17 protein-coding genes are annotated in these 21,627 nt (G+C 71.3%); 6 read left to right on the top strand and 11 right to left on the bottom strand.

All coding sequences use genetic code 11. The features are described 5' to 3' along the window. Positions 1-13: 13 nt before the first annotated feature. The gene (locus tag BN12_RS01580) at positions 14-1,756 is read right to left on the bottom strand and encodes an ABC transporter permease (protein WP_048549744.1); all 1,743 of its coding nucleotides are present in this window, start codon (positions 1,754-1,756) and stop codon (positions 14-16) included. A 261-nt stretch (positions 1,757-2,017) separates the two neighbouring features. Here BN12_RS01580 and BN12_RS01575 point away from each other — a divergent pair, with 261 nt between their 5' ends. Then, positions 2,018-2,437, top strand: coding sequence for an ArsR/SmtB family transcription factor (locus tag BN12_RS01575; protein WP_048549743.1), 420 nt, complete (start codon positions 2,018-2,020; stop codon positions 2,435-2,437). 38 nt (positions 2,438-2,475) lie between these two features. Here the strand turns inward: BN12_RS01575 and BN12_RS01570 are convergent, their stop codons facing one another. From BN12_RS01570 to BN12_RS01540, 8 genes are all read right to left on the bottom strand, one after another. Next, positions 2,476-3,507 carry a CU044_5270 family protein gene (locus BN12_RS01570; RefSeq protein WP_048549742.1) on the bottom strand — a complete coding sequence of 344 codons (1,032 nt, stop codon included), beginning with the start codon at positions 3,505-3,507 and terminating at the stop codon, positions 2,476-2,478. After that, positions 3,504-3,926, bottom strand: coding sequence for a sigma factor-like helix-turn-helix DNA-binding protein (locus BN12_RS26625; RefSeq protein WP_162233017.1), 423 nt, complete (start codon positions 3,924-3,926; stop codon positions 3,504-3,506). Before BN12_RS26625 ends, BN12_RS01570 begins: the two co-directional genes overlap by 4 nt. A gap of 385 nt (positions 3,927-4,311) precedes the next feature. Then, complete coding sequence (locus BN12_RS01565) at positions 4,312-5,037, bottom strand: SDR family NAD(P)-dependent oxidoreductase (protein ID WP_407667817.1); 726 nt, start codon at positions 5,035-5,037, stop codon at positions 4,312-4,314. 184 nt (positions 5,038-5,221) lie between these two features. Beyond that, the gene (locus BN12_RS01560; protein ID WP_048549741.1) at positions 5,222-6,727 is read right to left on the bottom strand and encodes a gamma-aminobutyraldehyde dehydrogenase; all 1,506 of its coding nucleotides are present in this window, start codon (positions 6,725-6,727) and stop codon (positions 5,222-5,224) included. 47 nt (positions 6,728-6,774) lie between these two features. Then, on the bottom strand, positions 6,775-7,686 hold the full coding sequence (locus BN12_RS01555; RefSeq protein ID WP_048549740.1) for a dihydrodipicolinate synthase family protein: 912 nt from the start codon (positions 7,684-7,686) through the stop codon (positions 6,775-6,777). A 68-nt stretch (positions 7,687-7,754) separates the two neighbouring features. Further along, positions 7,755-9,029 carry an NAD(P)/FAD-dependent oxidoreductase gene (locus BN12_RS01550; RefSeq protein ID WP_048549739.1) on the bottom strand — a complete coding sequence of 425 codons (1,275 nt, stop codon included), beginning with the start codon at positions 9,027-9,029 and terminating at the stop codon, positions 7,755-7,757. 107 nt (positions 9,030-9,136) lie between these two features. Continuing rightward, complete coding sequence (locus BN12_RS01545) at positions 9,137-11,170, bottom strand: putative nucleotidyltransferase substrate binding domain-containing protein (protein ID WP_048549738.1); 2,034 nt, start codon at positions 11,168-11,170, stop codon at positions 9,137-9,139. A 103-nt stretch (positions 11,171-11,273) separates the two neighbouring features. Beyond that, positions 11,274-13,172 (bottom strand): APC family permease, encoded by a 1,899-nt coding sequence (locus BN12_RS01540; RefSeq protein WP_048549737.1) that lies wholly within the window; start codon positions 13,170-13,172, stop codon positions 11,274-11,276. A 391-nt stretch (positions 13,173-13,563) separates the two neighbouring features. Here BN12_RS01540 and BN12_RS01535 point away from each other — a divergent pair, with 391 nt between their 5' ends. Further along, positions 13,564-14,925 carry a TrpB-like pyridoxal phosphate-dependent enzyme gene (locus BN12_RS01535; RefSeq protein ID WP_083454906.1) on the top strand — a complete coding sequence of 454 codons (1,362 nt, stop codon included), beginning with the start codon at positions 13,564-13,566 and terminating at the stop codon, positions 14,923-14,925. Positions 14,926-15,135: 210 nt separating this feature from the next. Further along, complete coding sequence (locus tag BN12_RS01530) at positions 15,136-16,638, top strand: CoA-acylating methylmalonate-semialdehyde dehydrogenase (protein WP_048549736.1); 1,503 nt, start codon at positions 15,136-15,138, stop codon at positions 16,636-16,638. A gap of 213 nt (positions 16,639-16,851) precedes the next feature. Here BN12_RS01530 and BN12_RS01525 read toward each other — a convergent pair whose 3' ends face one another. Beyond that, a complete protein-coding gene (locus tag BN12_RS01525) occupies positions 16,852-17,421 on the bottom strand; it encodes a hypothetical protein (RefSeq protein WP_048549735.1) in 570 nt (189 codons plus the stop codon). A 66-nt stretch (positions 17,422-17,487) separates the two neighbouring features. Between BN12_RS01525 and BN12_RS01520 the strand changes: the two genes are divergently transcribed. Both BN12_RS01520 and BN12_RS01515 read left to right on the top strand, forming a co-directional pair. Then, positions 17,488-18,081 (top strand): TetR/AcrR family transcriptional regulator, encoded by a 594-nt coding sequence (locus BN12_RS01520; RefSeq protein WP_048549734.1) that lies wholly within the window; start codon positions 17,488-17,490, stop codon positions 18,079-18,081. Positions 18,082-18,275: 194 nt separating this feature from the next. Beyond that, the gene (locus BN12_RS01515) at positions 18,276-19,502 is read left to right on the top strand and encodes an acetyl-CoA hydrolase/transferase family protein (RefSeq protein ID WP_048555875.1); all 1,227 of its coding nucleotides are present in this window, start codon (positions 18,276-18,278) and stop codon (positions 19,500-19,502) included. Between the two features lie 122 nt (positions 19,503-19,624). On the opposite strand, the gene BN12_RS01510 is transcribed toward BN12_RS01515, so the two are convergent. Beyond that, complete coding sequence (locus BN12_RS01510) at positions 19,625-20,635, bottom strand: magnesium transporter CorA family protein (RefSeq protein WP_235432267.1); 1,011 nt, start codon at positions 20,633-20,635, stop codon at positions 19,625-19,627. Positions 20,636-20,720: 85 nt separating this feature from the next. Between BN12_RS01510 and BN12_RS01505 the strand changes: the two genes are divergently transcribed. Further along, on the top strand, positions 20,721-21,491 hold the full coding sequence (locus tag BN12_RS01505) for a thioesterase family protein (RefSeq protein WP_048555874.1): 771 nt from the start codon (positions 20,721-20,723) through the stop codon (positions 21,489-21,491). The last annotated feature ends 136 nt before the right edge of the window (positions 21,492-21,627 follow it).

Here is a 21,627-nt window from a genome sequence, read left to right as displayed (position 1 = left end):
TGGGTAGGGCGTTTCAGATGAGTGAGTAGCGCGTCTCGGCAATGCGGTAGAGGCGGCGCCAGAAGATCCGGTTGAGGCCCACGACGTAGAGGCTCATCACGATGACGCCGACGAGGGTCTGGGCGAAGTTGCCGTCGGTGGTCGCGTGGGTGATGTATGCGCCCAGCCCGTAGGCGGTCAGGTCGTGACCGCCGTAGGAGACGACTTCGGCCACGATGGAGGCGTTCCACGCCCCGCCCGCGGCCGTGATGCCGCCGGTGACCCAGGAGGCGAAGATTGCCGGGACGATCAGTGTGCGCCACCGCAGCGACCGGCCCAGCCGCAGGCTGGCGGCAGCTTCGCGCAGGTCATTGGGGATCGCGGCTGCCCCGGCGATGACGTTGAACAGGATGTACCACTGCGCGCCCAGCGCCATCAGCAGGATGCCGCCGATGTTGAGGCTGATCCCGGTGTGGATCAGAGCGAGGGTGACGAATGGGAACAGGAAGTTCGCCGGGAATGATGCCAGGACCTGCACGATCGGTTGGGCGTAGCGGGTGACCCTCGGGTTCATCCCGATCCAGACTCCGACCGGAACCCACACCAGCGACCCGATGACCAGCAGGACGAGCACTCGGGCGAAGGTGGCCAGTCCGAGCAGGGCGGCGTGGCCGAACTCGCCCAGCCCGGTCCCGTGGTCGATGGAGACCAGCATCTTCCACGTGCCGAACCCGATGAGTGCAAGCACGACAGTGGTGAATGCGATGTCGCCGGCCCGGCGCCGATACGGGTTGACCCGCAGCGGGCTGTCGGCGAGCCCGAAGGGGCGCATCGCCCGGTCCAACGCGTGACCCGCCGGGCGCAGTCCCCGACCGACGAGCGTCGGGAGGGCAGAGTGACGCAGCAGGTCGAGCACCAGGCTGCGCTGCACCTGCGCCGAGGCCGTGTCCCCGGTGCGGAACCGTTCGGCCCACGCGGTCAGTGGCCGCCAGAACAGCACATTGACGCCGACCACCATCACGATCATCACGCCGATCGCCAGCAGCAGACGGCCGACTTGCCGGTGCTCACTCGCCGCGGCGACGTAAGAGCCGATGCCAGGCAGCGCATAGGTGTGGTTGTTCACCGAGATGACCTCGGAGGCGATCAGGAAGAACCAGCCGCCGCCAAAGCTCATCATCCCGTTCCACACCAGCGGGGTCATCCCACTGGGCACGTCCAGCTTCCAGAACCGCTGCCACTTGGTCAGCCGCAGCAGTCGTGCCGCCTCGTCCAGATCGCGGGACTGGGTGGTCAGTGACTGGTAGAACGCGAAGGTCATGTTCCACGCCTGGCTGGTGAAGATCGCGAAGACGCTCGCGCACTCCACGCCCAGCACCGTGCGCGGAAACAACGTCAACCAGAGCGTCAAGGTCACTGACAAGAAGCCCAGCACCGGCACGGACTGCAACACGTCCAGGATCGGCAGCAGGATCATCTCTGCTCGCCGCGAGCGTGCTGCCGCCGTCGCGTAGACGAACGTGAACACCACCGAGATGGTCAGCGCGGCGAACATCCGCGCCAGCGACCGTAGCGCGTAGTAAGGCAGGTTCGCGGGATCGGTCGACACCGACGAGGGGGCCGAGACCCGGTTGAACGGGGCGTCCACCCCGTGTGCCAGCTGCAGCAGCAGCCAGAACACGACCGCTACCGCCACGAGCACCACCGCATCCGCGACCAGGCGTGTGCGCGAGCGCAGCGTCACATCGAACCCGACGAACGGGCGCAACAAGCTCATCGCGAACCTCCCAGAGCGCGGATCGGACCGCCGCGTCCTGGGGGCAGATGGATCAGGTCACGGCAGTATGAAAGATGTGAACCTCGGCGAACGTGCGCAGATCACAGCGCGAACCGAAGGATTGACTTCGACAGGGACTATGGGGGTCGGGGCTCACCAGACTCACCTCCTTCAACAGGCCGCTTGCGGGCCGTCCGGCAGTCTAACCGATAGTCAACGGGTTGCGCAAACATTAGATCGTGATGGACAGTAGCAGGCGAGATGACATCCACGACTCCTTCCCACCAAGCCGTTCGCGGGATCACCGCCGCGCAGCTCGACGCCGCTGCCGCGACCTTCGACATGCTCTCCGTTTCCGGCCGGCTGCACCTGGTCTGGCTGCTGGCCGGCGGCGAGTACGACGTCACCACCCTTGCCGAGCTCACCGGTGCCAACATTCCCGCAGCCAGCCAGCAGCTCGCCAAGCTCCGCGCAGCCGGTATTGTCACCGCCCGTCGCGATGGCCGCCGCCAGCTCTACCGCGTCGAGGACCCCCACATCCTGACCGTCATCGAGCAGATGTTCAGCCATATCGCCCCCGACGGCACCCTCCGAACACCGCCTGATCCACGACGGCCACCTCGCCGACCCCGATTCAACGCACCGGCTGCCGCCCCGTCCCAGGTGGAACTCGCCCCGTAACCACCGAGTGGCGTAGTTCACGCACCATGAGATGGTGGCTATTCCGTGCGAGAGGTGTAGCGGGATCCGAGGAACACCGTGTAGCTGATCACGGCCGGGATGGTGACGTTGAGCTTGCCGGCGCTGGAGGTGAGGGTCTCCTCGCTGTCGATGAGCGCGCCCGTCGTGGTGTCGAAGATGAGGGTGTATCGCGTGGGAAGCCCGGAGTAGTCGGAGTCGATGCTGACGGCGAGGCCAGGACGGCCGACGCGATCGGACACCTGGCCGGTCAGGAGGAGACCGGGGGTGTCCGCCAGGTAGCGGAGCAGGGCGGCGCGCACGCTGGGCTCGAGGGGCATGGCCTGATACGCGTCCTCGATCGCCACCAGGCGTTCGGCCGGGCCGTTCCCGGCGGGATGTCCCCGGCCCAGCTGCTCGGCCAGCGTCCTGGAGTCGCCCGACAGCGACCCGGCGGGCCACATCATGGAGAGGCCGCCGGGGCCGTACACCGCTGTTGTCGTGCGGGGGGAGGCGCCGGGGCGCAGGACCGTCGTGGACAGCCGGCCGGAGCCGTCGTCCGCGATCCACGAGCGTCGTTCCAACGGGACGACCTCCGAGGTGACCTGTCTCCCGTCGACCCGCGTCCAGAGACTCCACTCGCGCACGGTGACGTTCGCGTAGCGGCCGTGCCCGTCGTCGCGTGGGAGCTGCCGGACCTGAGCCGCGAGGGTCCTCAGCATCGTGGGGGCGTCGGCGCCACCGGGAACCGGGCGATAGGTGAGCGCGGCTGGAGTCGCCGCCCGTGCCGTGTCCGGCCCGGCCCACGGGGCCCGCCCCATCATTCCCGCCCCGAGGACGCCTGCCGTGACGACGGCGACTGCGCCGGCCACGACGGCACGCCGACACCAGTGTCGCTTGGTGGAGAGGGGAGGGCCCTGCGCATGAGAGCTCTCCTCATCCCGGAGCGAGGTCAGGATCGCCGCGAGGTCGGCTCGGGCCCGCATGTCCAGGGTCCTGTCCGTCCCCGGGTCGTGCGGGACCGGGTTCACCGCGGCGAGGAGGGCGACGACATCCGGGCGGTCGGGACTCATGGACTTGCCTCCGGAAGGACCGTGGAAGGGAGCGAGGGATGGTCGCCGAGCTGGTGGCGCAGGCGCGCCCGGGCCCGGTGCAGCCGGACGGCGGTGGCCCCGGCGCTGCGACCGGTGGCAGCTGCGGCGCTCTTGACGTCCAGGCCTTCCCAGGCCACCAGGTACAGCAGCTCGCGATCGGCTTCCGGCAGCCGCTGAACGGCCGCCAGGACGGTCGAGCGATGGGCGTGGGCACCGGCAGGGTCCGGGCTCGCGAGCGGGGGCTCGGCGGCCAGGCGGCCGGCGGTCCGTCGTTGCCGTCGTTCCGTGCGCTCGCTGTTCCGCAGCGTGAGGCCCCGTCCGGTACAGCCACGGCAGATCGCCGACGATCGCCTGATCCAGCTTGCGCCAGGCCACGAGGAAGGTCTCCGCGGCGACATCGCGGGCCGTCGTCTCGTCGGTACGTCGCCGGAGGAAGTCCATGACCGTCGGGTAATGCTCCTCATACAGGCGCACGAAGAGCCGCTCCTGCTCTTCGGCAGAGGTCACGGCGCGCACATCCCTCTTATGTCCGGCCCGGTCCCCTCAATTACACCGGATCCCACTCGACTCGGCAGCGGTGACACATCCGCCGGTGCCACCGAGCGGGGACACTGCGGGCGGTGACCCTCACGTCGTATCACCACCTCGATCCTTGGCGCGATTGGGGCGGTGTCGAGGTGATCCATGCACGGCCACAGCGACGAGTGTGCGCTCCTTGTCGGAGTCGGAGTCGGAGTCGGAGTCGGAGTCGGAGTCGGAGTCGGAGTCGGTGGCGTTGAAAGGTCAGCGAACGTAGTCGGCGCCGGTGATGTCGATCGTGGCGCCCGTCGTGTGCGGGGACCGGCCGCTCGCCAGGAAGGCGATGACCTCGGCGACGTCCTTGGCGGGAGTCATTTCCCGCATGGGCAGGCCGGCGACGATGTCGGTGAGGTCCGTGTCCGCCACGAGATCGGTGGCGACCCATCCGGGAGCGATGGCGTAGGCGAGGACATCGGGGGCGTAGGCACGAGCGATCCCCTTGGTGAGAGCCAGGATTCCGCCTTTCGTGGCGCCGTAGGCGAGGTGATCGGCATCGTCGCCGCGGTGGGACGAGCGGCTGGCGAGGTTGATGACGATCCCGGGAGGCCTGTCGGGACGGCATTCGTCGGTCCAGAACAGGACCGCCTCACGGCACAGGTTCGCCGGGGCGAGGAGGTGGAGGGCGATGTTGACCTCCCAGCCCGACATCCAGCCGGCGGGGTTCTCCAGAGGCGAGCCGATCCACGCTCCGGCGTTGTTGACGAGGACGTCGATCCGGCCCCGCCACCCGACTGCCTCCCTCCAGAGCCGCTGGTAGGCGTCCGGATCGGTGAGGTCGGCCACGATGACGGTCGCGCGCTCGGAACCGAGCTCGGCCACCAGGGCGTTGGCCGCACGTTCGTCGTGACCGCAGTGGACCACGGTGTCGAATCCGTCGCGATGCAGTGCCCTCACTGTCGCAGCGCCGATGCCCCGTGACCCGCCGGTCACCAGCGCGACCCGGCGACCGCCGGCCGTTCCTCGCGCGCCGTCGGTGTCGGTCGACCCGCGGGTCCCGACGGCCCCGATGGGTGCCATCACGTTGCCGCGGACGCCGACGGCACGGTCGCGCGCGAGATGACGTCGGTGTCGCCGGCGACGAAGCGCCTCGCGCTCGATGCGGCGGGCCGTCCGTTCACGACCCGTCAGCCGCCGGGCCGGACGCGCCAGGCAGGGTGAAGATCGTGCGGTGCCAGGCCTTGGCGGCGTCACCGGTGCGGTCGTACATGACGTGCTTGACGACGGTGTAGTCGTCGAAGGAGTACGTCGACATGTCCTTGCCGAAGCCGGACTGCTTCATCCCGCCGTGCGGCATCTCGCTGATGATCGGGATGTGGTCGTTGACCCAGACGCAGCCGGAGCGGATCTCGGCGGTGGCGCGCAGGGCTCGGTAGACGTCGCGGGTCCAGGCGGACGCGGCGAGGCCGTAGGGGGTGTCGTTGGCGAGGGCGATGGCCTCGTCGTCGGTGTCGAAGGGCATCGCGGCGAGGACCGGTCCGAAGACCTCGTCCTTGACGATCTCGGAGTCGGTCGGGGCGTCGGCGACGAGGGTGGGAGTGTAGTAGGAGCCCGCGGCGAGGTCACCGCCGGGGATCTCGCCGCCGGTGACGACGCGTGCGTATGCCGTTGCGCGGTCGACCATTCCGGCGACCTTCTCGCGGTGGGCCGTCGAGATGAGCGGACCCTGGTCGGTCGCCTCGTCGCTCGTCGGGCCGAGACGGACCTGGGCCATGAGATTCGCGACGCCGTCGACGAAGTCGGCGTACAGCGACCGGTGGACGATGGCGCGGGTCGCGGCGGTGCAGTCCTGGCCGGTGTTGATGAGCGCCCCGGCGACCGCGCCGTGGATCGCGGCCTGCAGGTCGGCGTCGTCGAAGACGACGAACGGCGCCTTGCCGCCGAGCTCGAGATGGACCCGCTTGGCCGTCGTCGCCGCGGCCTCCAGGACGGTCCGCCCGACCCGGGTCGACCCCGTGAAGGAGACCATGTCGACGTCCGGGTGCCGCAGCAGGACGGCGCCGCAGTCGGCGCCGGTCCCGGTCAGCACGTTGACGACGCCGTCGGGAACGCCCGCCTGCGAGGCGATCTCGGCGAACAGCAGCGACGTGAGCGGGGTGAGCTCGGACGGCTTGAGGACGATCGTGTTGCCCGCGGCGATCGCGGGCAGGATCTTCCAGGCCGCCATCTGCAGGGGGTAGTTCCACGGCGAGATGGATCCGACGACGCCGATGGGCTCGCGCCGGATCGAGGAGGTGTGGTCCCCGGAGTACTCCCCGGTCGCCTTGCCCTCGAGGTTGCGGGCGGCGCCGGAGAAGAAGGCGACGTTGTCGATCGTCCCCGGTACGTCGAACTCGCGGGCCAGTCGGATCGGCTTGCCCGCCTGCCTGGACTCCAGCTGGGCGATCTCCTCGGCCCGGTCCTCCAGCAGTCTGGCGAACGTCGCGAGCACGCCCGAGCGCTCCACCGGCGTCGCTCTCGACCAGCCCGGGAACGCCGCCCGCGCCGCGGCGACCGCAGCCTCCACGTCCGCGCCGTCCGCGAGGGTCACCTGCGCGACGAGGTCGCCGTTGCTCGGGTCGCGGACCTCCCAGGGCCGGCCCGACACCGACTCCCGACGCGTCCCGTCGATGAACTGGCTCATGGCATACCTCTCCTCGTTGTCACCGTCGACTGCGATTGTGCTCGCCCTCAGACGGCGGCGGGCAGCGCCCCGGCGCGCTCGAGGATGGCGGCGAAGCGCTCCCGGTCGGCCGCGGGCAGCGGCTGGGTGGGCAGGCGAGGCGGCCCGACCGGCTGGCCGAGCAGCTCCAGGCCGGCCTTGATGCCGGCGACGTAGTTGACCGACTCGAGGAAGTCGCTGATCGCCCACAGGTCGCGCCACAGCTCGCGACCCGCGGCGAGGTCGCCGCGCTCGACGACGGTGTCCCACAGGCGGACCGCGAGCTCGGGCACGACGCCGGCGACCCCCCACACGGAGGCCTCCGCACCGCTCGCGAGGCCGAAGAAGGTGAGGGTGTCCCACCCGTTGAAGGCCTTGATGTCCTCGGTGCGGTTGACGAGCAGGTCGGCCAGGGTGACGGCGTCCCCGGAGGTGTCCTTGAGGTAGTCGACCCCGTCGATCGAGCCGAGCCGGGCGATCTGGTCGGCGTCGAGACGAAGCCCGGTCGCGCCCGGGACGTTGTAGTACATGACCGACAGGCCGATCGCCCCCGCGACGTCGGCGAGGAAGGCCATGAGGGACTCGAAGGACAGCGGGTCGTAGAACGGCGGGACGACCATGACGGCGTCGGCGCCGACCCGCTCGGCGTGCTGGGCCAGCTCGATGGCGCCCCGCGTCGTGAGCGACCCGATCCCGGCGACGACCGGGACCCGGCCCGCCGCGGCGTCGACGTAGACCTCGATGACCCGCCGATACTCCTCCGGCGACAGGGTCGTGAACTCCCCGGTCGTGCCGCAGGGCACGAGACCGTGGATCCCGGCGCCGACGAGGCGCTCGACCTGGGCGCGCAGCGCGTCCTCGTCGACGGCGGACCCGTCGGCGGTGAACGGCGTCGTGACGGCCGCGAGGATGCCCTTGAGGGCGACGGGCTTGCGGGACATGAGCGGGGTCTCCTTGCTGTGGGATGAACGGTCGGGTGGGTGACCTGGTATGCGGGTCCGCCGGTCGGTCAGGCGCCGACCGGTCGCGCCGGGCGTCGCGGGACGAAGCCCGTCGTGAATCGGCGGGGGGAGAAGGGGGCGAGGACCTCCCGCTCGGTACCGCGCAGGACGAGGTCGGTGATCGCCATCGCCGATGCCGGTCCGAGGGTGATGCCCATCATCCCGTGGCCCGTCGACACGTAGGTGTTCGCCAGGTCCCCGAGCCGGCCGATGGCCGGGAGCCCGTCGGGCATCATCGGCCGGATGCCGGCCTTCGGGGTGACGCTGTCGACGGCCGGCGGCTGCCAGTCGCGGAGGTAGACGGTCGGGGCGCGGAGGATCGCGCCGATCCGGATCTGGTTGAGGTCCTCGTCGAGGCCACCGAACTCCATCGTCCCCGCGAGCCGCAGTGCCCGGTGCAGCGGCGTGACGGCGACCTTCGCGTCGGAGAGGTTCGTGGAGCTGCGTAGCCCGAACGGCTCCGTGTCGACGCTGTAGCCCTTGCCCGGGCGGACGGGGACGGGGTGGCCGAGCAGCTTGGTCAGGCCCGCCGACCAGCCGCCGGCCGCGATGACGACGTCGTCGGCGTCGAAGGTCTCGCGGGCGGTCACGACGTGTGTCACCCGGTCGCCCGAGCGCCGGAACCCGGTGACCGGGGCGTCCTCGACGATGCGGACGCCGAGCTCGACGAGCCGCCGATGGAGCGACCCCATGAACGCCGGCGGGTCGAGGTACAGCTCCTTCGGGAAGAAGATGCCGCCATGGACCGCGTCCGACAGGAGCGGCTCGTGGACCCGCACGTCGTCGCCGATGAGCACGTGGGGGTCGAGGTCGAAGGCCCGGACTAGGTCGAGGTTGGCCAGGTGGTGCTCGAGGTTCTCCTTCTCGGTGAACGCCATGAGCAGACCCTGGTGCGACAGCTCGAACTCCATGCCGTCGGCGTGGTACTCGTCGTAGGCCCGCGTCGTGCCCTCGGCGAGTGCCAGGCTCGCCCGGAACCCGGCCCGCTGCGCGGGCTCGTTGGAGGCCCGCCACATGCCGAGCATGAACCTGACGAACCCCGGATCGACCGACGGGCGGATGTAGAGCGGGCTGTCCCTGTGCAGCATCCACTTCAGCGACTGCGCGATCATCCCCGCGCCCGGCACCGGGGCCGACTCGGCAGGGCACACCCACCCGGCGTTCACCTCACCCGCGCCGAGGCCCGTCTTCCGCGCGTCGACGACGAGGACCTCCGCGCCCTCCCGGGCCAGGTGGTATGCCGTCATCAACCCGATCGGCCCGCCCCCGACGACGACCCGCATACCGATCGCTCCTCCGCTCCCCGCGAATCCGTCCTGCCGCCCGATCGGACAGCCAGGGCGAGCATACAGCAGATTGTCTGACAAACAAGAGGCGGCCTGAGCGTGACTCAGGGGGCGCGATCCGGCGACCGGCCGGTGCCGGTCGCGGACTCTCGGGAGCCACCTGCCGCCCGAGGAGAGCCTCTCGCCGCCGGACGCGAACCTCTCGCCGCCCGACGGGGTCCATCCGCCGCCTGACGGGCCGCAGCCGGAGCCGGGCCGGGGCTCAGCTCCGGGAGGACGAACGAGGCCATGTTCGCCATCCGGCGCTGGATGGCGGCGATGTCGCGGGCGCCTTCGAGGACGAGGGTGCGGTCGGGCGTCGACAGCGCGGCGAGCTGGACGGTGTCGGTGGGCGGCTCGTGGGCATCGAGCTGGCGCACCTGGTGGCGCAGCCGGATCCCCTGGAGGATCTCGAAGAGGTCGCGCAGCGTCGCGGCGTCCTCGGTGGAGAGCATCTCGGAGCCTGCGGCGGCGCCCAGCCGCTCCCTCGTCGGGAGGGCGGGGTCACCCACCGTGAGCGCGGCCCAGCGGGCGATGTTGACGATGGGCAGCAGGACCTGCTTCTTCAGGTCGAGCTCGCGGTCCCTGCGTCGCGGGAGCGCCGAGCGCCGCATCACGCCCCGCCGGGGCGCGGCCGTGCGCAGGAGCAGCCGCATCGTGTCCGGGTGCCGGCGCAGGCCGCTGAAGACCGTGGCGACCTCGGTCAGCCCGAGGTCGCCGTGGATGGGCCGGGCGTCGACGAGCATGCAGGTCATGATGATGGCGTCGTCCTGCGTGGGGTGGGTGAGCCACTCGCGGCCCGCGGCGGCCCACTCCGCGTGGGTCCGGGCGAACGTCGGGTTCGTCGGCCCGGTGCCGTGGCTGTCGTGCCGCAGCCCGGCGGCCTGGAGGACGGCCGCCACCTCGCTGAAGAGCGGGAGGTAGCGCGCGATGTCGGCCTGCGACATCCCGTCGGTGAACGAGGCCGCCGCGTCGATGTCGGAGCTGAGGACGGCCTCCCGGCGACCGTTGCTGCCGAGGGAGAGCCAGGTGAAGACGTCGGGGTCGAGGTCGTCGAAGCGACGCTGGACGAGGTCGAGGGCACGGCGGATGACCGTGTCGACGATGGCCGAGTGGACGGTGATGACCCGGCTGGGCTCCAGGCCCCGGGACAGCAGGTCGCTGAGCATCGCCGGGACCCGGCGGTACCGGCTCTGCAGGTCCGCGACGGAGTCGGCGCGTCGGATCTGCTCGTGGAGGGAGGCGCCGGCCGTCGTGGAGGACACGACGAAGTCCCGGGGTCCGAGGGCTCCCCGCAGGGTCCCCGCCGCGTCGGTGACGAGGACGAGGTCGGCGTCGCTCTCCAGGAGGCGGATGAGCGCCTCCGCGGCCGAGGTGTCGGGGCGCACGGTCGAGGGGTGGCGGTCCGCCACGTCGGCGAGCGGGCGGTCGATCGCGACCCCGGCGGCGACGGCGTCGCGCATCGTGGCGTCGGTCACCAGGCCGTAGCTCGCCGGCGAGAGCCGGACCGCGCAGTAGCCGAGGCCCATCTCGGACATCCGCTGCGCCGCCGCGCGGAGGGAGTCGGTGGCCTCGAGGATGGTCGGAGGGTTGACGATGAGGTCGGCGACGACGGTGTAGAGAGGTATGCCGGCCCGCTGGCGGGTGGAGGCCGAGACGCGCCTCGTGAGGAACTCGGCTCCTCGCCGCGTGCTGAAGGCCCGGGCGACGAGGTCGGCGTCGAGGCGCACGACGACCGCCTCGCCGAGCGCGGCCGCCAACGGCCCCACAGCCTCGCCCATCAGGGCGGCGGTGTAGCCGAACAGCGACCTCGGCCCCGCCGTCTCGTCGGGCAGCTCGGACAGCCGGTCGGCGTGCGCCCAGATGTTGACCCGGCCCTCCCGGACCACGAAGAGCTGGCCGCTGCTCGCGTCGAAGGCGTCGAGGATGACCTCCCCCGCCCGGTACCGCTCGACGGTCGCCGTCCGGGCCGCCCGCCGCAGCTCCTCCTCGGACAGGGCGTCCAGCGGCGGACAGCCGGCGAGGAACTCCGCCAGCCCGGTCGTGAGGGCCTCCTCACGCTGACCGGCGTCCTCGATGCGGTGCCCCGAGCCGGTCATCGGCTCATTGTGCCGCGCCGGGCGCGCGCCCGGTCCGGGCCGTCCACGAGGGACGACCCGGACCGGGCCGATCGAGCGGGTCGAGCGGTGGTGATGGCGGCGGTCAGCGCACCGGGGCGTCCGCGTCCGGGGCGTCCGCGTCCGGCGTGTCGAGCGCTCCCGCCTGCTCGTTCGCCGCGAGGATCTCGCTCAGCTCCTCGGTGGGCCCACCCGTGCGGATGGCCCAGAGGTAGGAGCCGACGGCGACGAGCGCCATGACGACGAGGTCGGTCTGGTGGCCGAGCGTGGGTGTCGTCATCGGGCCGTACTGGCCGAAGTACGCGACGAACAGGGTGGCCGTCAGGGTGCCGACGATCCAGGACCCGCCCGCGACGTGCCGCTTGCCCTCGGCCGTGCTCATCGCATACAGGATGATGACGAAGCCGGCGATGAGGACGAGGAGCGCGGTGCCGTAGAGGCCGAAGGACCAGCCGCCCGCGGACTGCTTCTGGTCCGCGGTGAACAGCCAGCCGCCCTTGCCGGCGACGAAGAACCAGGCGATGGTGAACACGGCCGAGAGGATCCAGCTCGGGGCCTTCGGCGACCAGCCGCTGCGGACGCTCGTGTAGGCGCCGTAGATGGGCAGGGCGAGGAAGACGACGGTCAGCAGGTTGATGAGCGTCACCCACCCGGCGAAGTAGATGAGGAAGAGGCTCGCGGCGTAGCCGGCGAAGGCCCAGAAGCCGACGATCTTCAGCCGGACCGGGCGGTGCAGACGCGGCGCGGTGCGGCGCAGCGTGGCGAGGACCGGCCCGCCCATGAGGTAGCTGAGGACGAGGGCCGTCGAGACCTGGCCGACGAAGGAGTACCAGCTCGGCGCGGGGAAGAAGAAGAACAGGCCGATCGCGGTGCAGGCGAACAGGGCGACGATCGGGGTGCCGTACTTGTTGATGGTCTGCAGCGGCTTGGGGAGCTCGCCGTTGACCGACATGGAGTACATCGAGCGCGAGCCGATGCCGAGCCACACCCAGCCGGTCGCCATCGGCGACAGGGCGGCATCGGTGAGCAGGACGACGGCGAACCACGTGAACCCTGCGGCCTCGACGGCGTTGAGCAGGGGCGCCGAGGCCCACTTGCTGTCGAGCAGATGGGTCCAGTCGCCGGGGTTGAGGCCCGTCGCGGACCAGTGGATGGCGCCGACGAAGGCGACCTGCAGGAGCATGTAGATGAACAGCGGGATGAGCAGGCCGCCGACGATGATGGCGATGGGGATGTTCCGCTGCGGGTTGATGACCTCGCCGCCGAAGTCGAGGATCTGGCGGATCCCGCTGTATGCGAAGACGATCCCGCCGCCGGCCATCGCGCCGAAGATGGTGCCCACGCCGAGCGGGGCGAACCCGCCGCCGACCGTGAGGTTGGAGGAGTTGAACGCGGTGAACATGAGGACCGCGGTGAGGACGGGGATGACGAGCTTCCAGATGGTGATGTACTTGTTCGACTCGCTGAGCAGCTTGGCGCCGAGGGAGTTCAGGACGAAGAAGAGCCCCATGAGGACGAAGCCGACGACGATGCCCCGCGGCCAGGACAGGACGAGCGTGCCGGACGACTCCTTGAGCAGGCCGAGCTGCGGCCAGTGGCCACCGACGTAGGTGATGACCGCCTGGAGCTCGATGACGGGCAGCGCGATGGCGGCGATGAGGTACCCCCACCCGTTGAACCAGGAGAGGAACGCCCCGTGCGTGAGGCGCGGGTAGCGCACCCCGGCGCCGGAGCGGGGGAGCATCGTGCCGAGCTCCATCCACGTCGCTCCGATGATCCCGAAGAAGACGGCGCCGAGGATCCACGAGATGATCGAGGCCGGGCCGGCGATGCTGGCCGCCGCGAGGGTCGCGAGGAGCCAGCCGGACCCGATCTGGACGCTGACCGCGAGCGCGATCAGCCCGAACAACGTGATCTGTTTCTTCAGGCCCGCGTCGCTGGCCTCATACGCGCCTTCGACGGCGGTGGATGTCGCGTCGGACATTCCGTGTTCTCCCATGCTCTCGTCGGGAACTGCTTCGTCAGGTGGTGGGCGTCGCGTCGCCTCGTCGGGCCTCGAGATGCCTGTCCGGCGGAGCAGCTGGCGCCGCGGGACTGTGGTGGGAACGTAGATTGTCAGACAAGTTGCATTCACGCAAGAGGTCATGGGTGGGTTCTTCCCGGCGCCCGGCCTGGGCGGCGGACTGCTTCGCGACCGGGCGGGTGCGCTCCGGAGCCGCAGCAGGGTCTCTGGCGAGCGGCCCTTCCGGGCATGTGGCGTTCCCGTTGGGCCGGGAGGGCCGGCCGAGCCCGCGGCATACCGTCGTCGCGACCTACCGCCAGTAGGCTGCCGCCCATCCGCTCGCGCCCTACCCGCCCGCCGCCCAGGAGCCTCGATGAGTGACTCGCAGGTCATGTTCAGCCTCGGTCCGGACCAGCTGCCGACGCACTGGTACAACCTCGTCGCCGATCTCCCGACGCCGCCTCCACCGCCGCTCCACCCGGGAACCCACGAGCCGGTCGGGCCGGACGACCTCGCGCCGCTCTTCCCGATGGAGCTGATCCGCCAGGAGGTGTCGACCGAGCGCTGGATCGAGATCCCCGAGCCCGTGCGCGAGGTGTATGCGCAGTACCGGCCCTCGCCGCTCTACCGCGCCCGGCGGTGGGAGCAGCGGCTCGGGACGCCGGCCCGGATCTACTACAAGTACGAGGGTGTCTCGCCGGCCGGCTCGCACAAGGTGAACACCTCGATCCCGCAGGTCTACTACAACGCGGTTGACGGGATCACCCGGCTCACGACGGAGACCGGTGCAGGGCAGTGGGGGACCGCCCTGGCGTATGCCTGCGCGCTCTTCGGCGTCGAGTGCGAGGTCTGGCAGGTCGGCGTGTCCTACGACGGGAAGCCGCAGCGCCGCACGCTCATGGAGGTCTTCGGCGGCACGGTGCACCGGTCGCCGAGCCGGCTCACCGCCTCCGGGAGAGCCTTCCCCGAGGGCCATCCCGGGTCGCTCGGCATCGCGATCTCCGAGGCCGTCGAGGTGGCGGCACAGGACCCGGAGGCCAAGTACGCCCTCGGGTCGGTCCTCAACCACGTCCTGCTCCACCAGACCGTCATCGGACAGGAGGCGATCCGGCAGCTCGCGATCGCCGGTGAGTCAGGTGCCGACGTCGTCATCGGCTGCGCGGGCGGCGGATCCAACCTCGCCGGCCTCGCCTTCCCGTTCCTCGGCGAGACGCTGGCCGGGCTGCAGCACCCGCGGATCGTCGCCGTCGAGCCGGCGTCGTGCCCGACGCTGACGCGGGGCGAGTACCGGTACGACTTCGGCGACACCGCGGGCCTCACCCCGCTGATGAAGATGTACACCCTCGGCCACGACTTCGTCCCGTCGCCCATCCACGCGGGTGGGCTGCGCTACCACGGGATGGCGCCGCTCGTGTCGCACGCGTATGCCGAGGGGCTCCTCACCGCGGCTGCCCTGCCGCAGAGCGAATGCTTCGAGACGGCGGTCGAGTTCGCCCGGACCCAGGGCATCGTGCCGGCGCCCGAGTCCTCGCATGCGCTCGCCCAGGTCCGCCGGGAGGCGCTCGCGGCGCGCGACGCGGGCCGGGAGACGGTCATCGTCGTCGGCCTGTCGGGCCACGGGCTCCTCGAGCTCGGGGCATACGAGAGCTTCCTCGCCGACGCGCTCTCGGACGACCCGCTGTCGGACGCCGACCTCGCGGCCGCCCTCGCCGGAGTCCCCGTCCTCTCCGGCTGATGCGGGCTTGTGGGCGCCCCGGCGGAGCCGCTCTTCGCACGTGCCGAGAAGATGTCGTCGCGGGGTCGGTTTGGGAGCATCAACTCGGCACGTGCGGGGAGTTGTCGTCGTCGCTCGCGATGACCGGGGCGACGAAGTGTCCAGTTGTCTGGCTTTGTCAGGGACGATCCGGCACGGCGCACCCAGGAGGGTCCGGCATACCGTCGTCGCATGACGACCACCACCCTCCCCACCCTTCCGCACTGGGTCGACGGTGCCGAGCTGCTCCCGGCCGGCACCCGGACCGCTCCCGTCTACGACCCCGCCACCGGCGAGGTGACCAAGAACGTCGCCCTCGCCGACGAGGCGACCGTCGACGCCGCCGTCGCCTCGGCGAAGGCCGCCTTCCCGGCCTGGTCCGGGCTCTCGCTCGCCCGTCGTCAGCAGGTGCTCTTCGCGTTCCGCGAGCTGCTCAACGCCCGTAAGGGCGAGCTCGCCGAGATCATCACGAGCGAGCACGGCAAGGTGCTGTCCGACGCCCTCGGCGAGATCACCCGCGGCCAGGAGGTCGTGGAGTTCGCGACCGGAGCCGCCGAGCACCTCAAGGGCGAGTTCTCCGAGCAGGTGTCGACCGGTGTCGACGTCTACTCGACCCGTCAGCCGCTCGGCGTCGTCGCCGTCATCTCGCCGTTCAACTTCCCCGCCATGGTGCCCGCGTGGTTCTTCCCCATCGCCATCGCGGCCGGCAACACCGTCGTCCTCAAGCCGAGCGAGAAGGACCCCTCGGCCGCCAACTGGATCGCCAACCTCTGGAAGGAGGCCGGCCTCCCCGACGGCGTCTTCACCGTCCTGCACGGTGACAAGGTCGCCGTCGACGGGCTCCTCGAGCACGAGGACGTCCAGGCCGTCTCGTTCGTCGGCTCGACGCCCATCGCGCAGTACGTCTACGAGAAGGGCTCCAAGCACGGCAAGCGCGTCCAGGCCCTCGGCGGCGCGAAGAACCACATGCTCGTCCTCCCCGACGCCGACCTCGACCTCGTCGCCGACAGCGCCATCAACGCCGGGTTCGGCTCGGCCGGCGAGCGGTGCATGGCGATCAGCGTCGTCGTCGCCGTCGAGCCGGTCGCCGACGACCTCATCGCGAAGGTCACCGACCGCATGCGCACCCTCAAGGTCGGCGACGGCCGTCGCGGCTGCGACATGGGTCCGCTCGTCACCAAGCAGCACCGCGACAAGGTCGCCTCCTACCTCGACATCGCCGCCGAGGACGGCGCGAAGGTCGTCGTCGACGGCCGGGACGTCGAGGCGGACGGCGCGGCCGACGGCTTCTGGCTCGGCCCGACCCTCATCGACCACGTCCCGACGACGTCGAGGGTCTACACCGAGGAGATCTTCGGTCCGGTTCTGTCCGTCGTCCGCGTCGAGTCCTTCGAGGAGGGCGTCCAGCTCATCAACTCCGGCGCCTACGGCAACGGCACGGCGATCTTCACCAACGACGGCGGGGCGGCCCGGCGGTTCCAGAACGAGGTGCAGGTCGGCATGATCGGCATCAACGTGCCGATCCCCGTGCCCGTCGCCACCTTCTCCTTCGGCGGCTGGAAGGCCTCGCTCTTCGGCGACACGAAGGCGCACGGCGCCGAGGGCTTCCGGTTCTTCACGCAGCAGAAGGCCATCACGTCCCGCTGGCTCGACCCGAGCCACGGCGGCATCAACCTGGGCTTCCCCCAGAACTGAGGTTCCGCCATCCGGTGACCTGCAGGAGCCGGCTTCCCGTATGCGGGGAGCCGGCTCTCTGCATGCCAGGCGGGTGGGCGTCGATGACGGTATGCCGATGACGGCGCTCGCCATGACCCCTTGCCTCGGGTGGGAGCCGATCCGGCGCCCCGGCCTGGCCCGCTCCGACCGGCCACAGCGGTGGGAGTCGACCCCTGCGCGAGCCGCATTCGTTCAGCGGTGGGAGTCGACGCGCTCCCGAACCGCGTCGCCGGAGCGGGCTCGCGGTCGGCGCGGCCAGATCGTGTAGCTCACGGCGTAGACGACGTCGATCGCGAGCACGATGAGCAGCAGCGAGCGGGCCGGTGCGAGCGCCGCCGTGCGGGCCGGATCGTCGGCGACGACGGTGAGCAACCACACGACCCCGGCCGCGATGCCTGCGGCGAGGAGGGTTCGGGCGACGTCCCCCCAGCAGTGCGCGGCATACGCGAGGCCGTCGAGGCGGACGGGGGCGGGGCCGCCGGCGAACCGGTGGGCGAACCGCTCGTCGGCCCAGCGGACCATCCGGCGTCCGTAGGCGATCGAGATGCCGAGGTACACCGCGGCCAGGCCGTGCCCGAGCTCCGCGGTCGCCCCCCGGCGCAGGTCGAGCGCGGCGGCCACGAGGAGGACGACGTCGGCCACCGGGGTGAGCGCGAGGAGGACGAGCCCGAGCCGTGGCCGGCGCAAGGGATACCGCGCGAGCAGGCCCAGGACGACGAACACCCAGAAGGCGATCTCGCACGCGACGATGACGACGATCATGACGAACCTTTGGTAGTACGACTGTGCTGAAACACCAAACTAGCACGATCGTGCTAGTTTGGCCGCGTGCCCCGGAGGATCGACACCCACGAGCGGAAGGAGCAGCTCGCCGAGGCGGTCTGGAGGGTCATCCGGGACAAGGGGATCGGCGCCGTCTCGGTGCGCACCGTCGCGGCGGAGGCCGGGGTGGCGGTGGGTTCCCTGCGGCACGTGTTCCCCACCCGGACCGAGCTGGTGGAGTTCTCCGCCCGGCTCATGGTGCGCCGCGCCACCGAGCGGCTGGCCGCCACTGCGCGGACGGGGGACGCTCGCCGCGACGCCGTCGCCATCCTGCGGCACCTCATCCCCCTCGAGCCGGACAGCCGTGCGGAGCTCGAGGTCAACCTCGCCCTCATCGCCGAGGCGCCGGCGACCCCCGAGCTCGTGCCGATCCGCGACGAGGCCTACCGGGCGCTGCTCGGCCTCTGCGCCCACCTCGTCGCCTCGCTCGCCCCCGATCTCGACGAGACGCGGCTCGCCACCGAGGCGCGCCGGCTGCACGCCCTCGTCGACGGGGTCGCCCTCCACCTGCTGACCGACCCCGACACGGCGGACACCGACTGGGCCGTCGAGTGCCTGCGGGACGAGGTGGACCGGCTGGCCGGCTCGCGCCCACGCTAGCTCCGTCCGCCCCGCCCCGGCTCCCGAGTCCGCCCCGCCCCTGGCTCCCGAGTCCGCCCCGCCCCTGGCTCCCGAGTCCGCACGTGCCGAGTTGTTGTCGCCGGAAGGGTCCCTGGACGACATCAGGTCGGCACGTGCGGGAGTGTGCGAGGGGACGGCTCGGCGCGGGCGCCCACGTCTGTCAGGCTCGGCTCGTGCGCACCGTCGACCTCGACCGCCTGCCCGAGGCACTCCCCGGCCTGCCGGACACCCCGCGCCTCGTCGTCGCCGGGAACTTCGCGACGCCCGTGACGGCCCTCCGGGCGTGGGATCGGGTGGTCCCGGCATACCGGCTCTTCGTCCTCAATGCCCAGCGGGGGCTGCCGGACCGGGACGGCGTCGTCCTCGAGACCTGTTTCGTCGGACCGGGTATGCGGGGCAGCCCCCGGCTGTCCTACGTGCCGTCGCGGCTGTCCCTCGTCCCACGACTCTTCGCGACCACTCTGCCGCCGGACGTCGTCCTCCTCCACGCCTCGCCCCCACGCGACGGCACGGTGTCGCTCGGGATCGAGGTGAACCTCCTCCCGGCGGCGATCGAGGCGACCCGAGCCCGGGGCGGAGTGGTCGTCGCCGTCATCAATCGGCACATGCCGTACACGTACGGCGATGCGGTCGTCCCGCTCGATCACGTCGATGTCGCCGTCGAGGTCGACGAACCGCTCGCCACCCTCGACCCGCTCCCGCCCGACGTCACGAGCCGGGCGATCGGCGACCGGGTCGCCGCGCGAGTGTCCGACGGGAGCACGCTCCAGCTGGGGATCGGCGGGGTGCCCGACGCCGTCCTCCATGGGCTCGGCGCGCGACGCGGGCTGCGGGTGTGGAGCGAGATGTTCAGCGACGGCGTTCTCGGGCTGGAGCGCCGGGGCGCCCTCGACGCCGGCACCCCCATCACGGCATCGTTCCTCTTCGGCAGCGAGGAGCTCTACCGGTGGGTCGACGGCAACGACCGGGTCCTCCTCCTGCGGACGGAGACGACGAACGAACCGGCGCGGATCGCCCGGCAGCCGCTCATGACGAGCGTCAACACCGCACTCCAGGTCGACCTCTTCGCGCAGGCGAACGCCTCGCGCATCGGGGCCCGGATCTACTCGGGGTTCGGCGGCCAGACCGACTTCATCGTCGGGGCGCTCCACGGCGTCGGCGGCCAGGCCATCCTCGCGCTCCGCTCGTGGCATCCCAAGGCGGACGCGTCGACGATCGTGCCGCTCCTCGGGGAGCCGGTCACCTCCTTCCAACCGAGCGCCGTCGTCACCGAGCAGGGGGTCGCCGACATCTACGGCGTCGACGAGCGGACCCAGGCCGCCCGGATCATCGACCACGCGGCCCATCCGGACGTCCGCGACGAGCTGTGGGAGGAGGCTCCCGGCCTGGGCCTCGCGTAGGAGCATCGCGCACAGGCCCGCATGGGGACCTCGCACAGGAGCCTCGTGGAGAGGCTTCCATAGGAGCCTCGCATGGGAGCCGCACCCGGGGCCCTCGCAGAGGGGGCGCGCGGGGGACGGCGCTACAGCCAGTCGCGGGAGCGGAAGAGCGCATACAGGGCCGCCGTCGCGACGACGATGAGGGCGACACTGACCGCGAGCCCACCGTGCCGCCCGAAGCCCGGGAACGGGATGTTCTGCCCGAACCAGCCGGTGACCGCCGTCGGCACGGCGATGATCGCGCCCCAACCGGCGAGCTTCTTCATGACGGTGTTGAGCCGGGCGTCCTGGAGGGACAGGTTCGTCTCGAAGATCGTGCTCACCATGTCGCGCAGCGACTCGGTCCACTCGGCGGCCCGCAGGACATGGTCGTAGAGATCGTCGAACCACGCGTCGAGCGCGGTGAACCGGTTGCCCTCGGGACGGGACCGATGGCGCATGAGGCCGTCGACGACGTCGCGCATGGGGAGGACGACACGCCTCAGCCGGACGAGGTCCTTGCGGATGCCGTAGGTCCTGCGCGCGAAGTCGTGACCGGTCCGACGCTCGGCGAACAGGACGTCCTCGAGGTCCTCCAGGTCGTCGTCGAGCCGCTGCACCGTGTCGAAGTGGGAGTCGACGACGACGTCGAGGAGGCCGTAGAGGAGCGCGGCGGCGCCCTCGACGATGAGGTCGGCGTTCTCCTCCCACCCCCGCACGACCGGAGCCATGTCGAACGCGTCGCCCTCCCGGATCGTCACGAGGAGACCAGGCCCGACGAAGCCGGAGACCCGCCCGGTCCGCAGCCGGACGTACTCGCCGGCCGCGGGGTGGTCGGCCATCCAGGTCGCGTAGGCCTGGAAGAAGACGTGGTCGCCATATCGTGCGACCTTCGGCCGCTCGTAGGGCGCGGTGACGTCCTCGATCGCGCCGTCCGGGAGGCCGACCCGGTGGAGGAGGCGCCGCAGGTCGGCCGGGCTCGGATCCCGGACGTCGACCCAGACGAGCGCGTCCGTCTCGCGGTGGAGCCGGTGGAGGTCGTCCTCGGTCAGCTCGCCCGCGACGGGGTGGCCGTCGCGCCAGGCCCGTCCGGAGACGATGCAGGTCGTCGTCACGAGGCCCATCGTGCCCGGTCACCTCCTCCGACGGCGCGCGACGCGGCTGCGGGACCGGGATCGCGCCGCGCTAGGTTCGGGCGACGTGGCGTACTTCGAACGGCTCTCCGACACCGCGTTCCGGGCGACCGAGCACACGAGCGGCGCATGGGTCCTCGCCGAGCAGCACATCGCGCCCGCCCTCGGGCTGCTCGCCCACGTCGTCGAGCGCGACCGGGACAGTCGCCGCGGCGACGGGCTCGTGGTCGTGCGGCTCTCCTACGACATCCTCGGGACCGTCCCCGTCGGCCCCGTCGAGACGGGGGTCCATGTCCTGCGCGCCGGGCGGACCATCGAGCTCGTCGAGGCGACGATGGCGTATGCGGGTCGCGACGTCGTCCGGCTCCGCGCCTGGCTCATGGCCCCCGGGGAGACCGGCGGGTATGCGGGGAGTCGGCTGCCCCGCATACCGTCTCCCGAGCAGATGGGTCCGTGGGAGCCGGCGTCGGTGTGGCCCGGAGGGTTCATCGCGTCGGCGCAGCTGCGCCGCGAGCAGGTCGAGCCGGGCCGCGCCGCCTACTGGGTGCGCACGGACACTCCGCTCGTCGAGGGGGAGCCGGTCTCCCGACTCGCCCGCGCCGCAGGGCTCTTCGACATCGCCAACGGGATGACGGTGCGCGCCGACCCGGGGGAGGTGCTCTTCCCCAACGTCGACCTCACCGCCCACCTCTTCCGGCAGCCCGCCGGCGACTGGGTCGGCTTCGACACGACGGTGTCCTTCGGCGAGACGGGGATCGGCCTGACGAGCAGCGTCCTCCACGACGAGACCGGCCCGATGGGCACGCTGGCCCAGATCCTCACCGTCCGCCCCCGCTGACCCTGGCGGTCTGCCACCCGATCGGGGCCTGTGCACCACCTGCTCCGCCCCGCCGGCCGGCTGACCCTGGCGGTTTGGCACCCGATCGGGGTCTGTGCACCACCTGCTCCGCCCCGCCGGCCGGCTGACCCTGGCG

It is taken from the genome of Nostocoides japonicum T1-X7 (assembly GCF_001046855.1).
Classification (GTDB): Bacteria; Actinomycetota; Actinomycetes; order Actinomycetales; family Dermatophilaceae; genus Nostocoides; species Nostocoides japonicum.
This window is presented reverse-complemented; position numbering and strand designations above follow the sequence as displayed.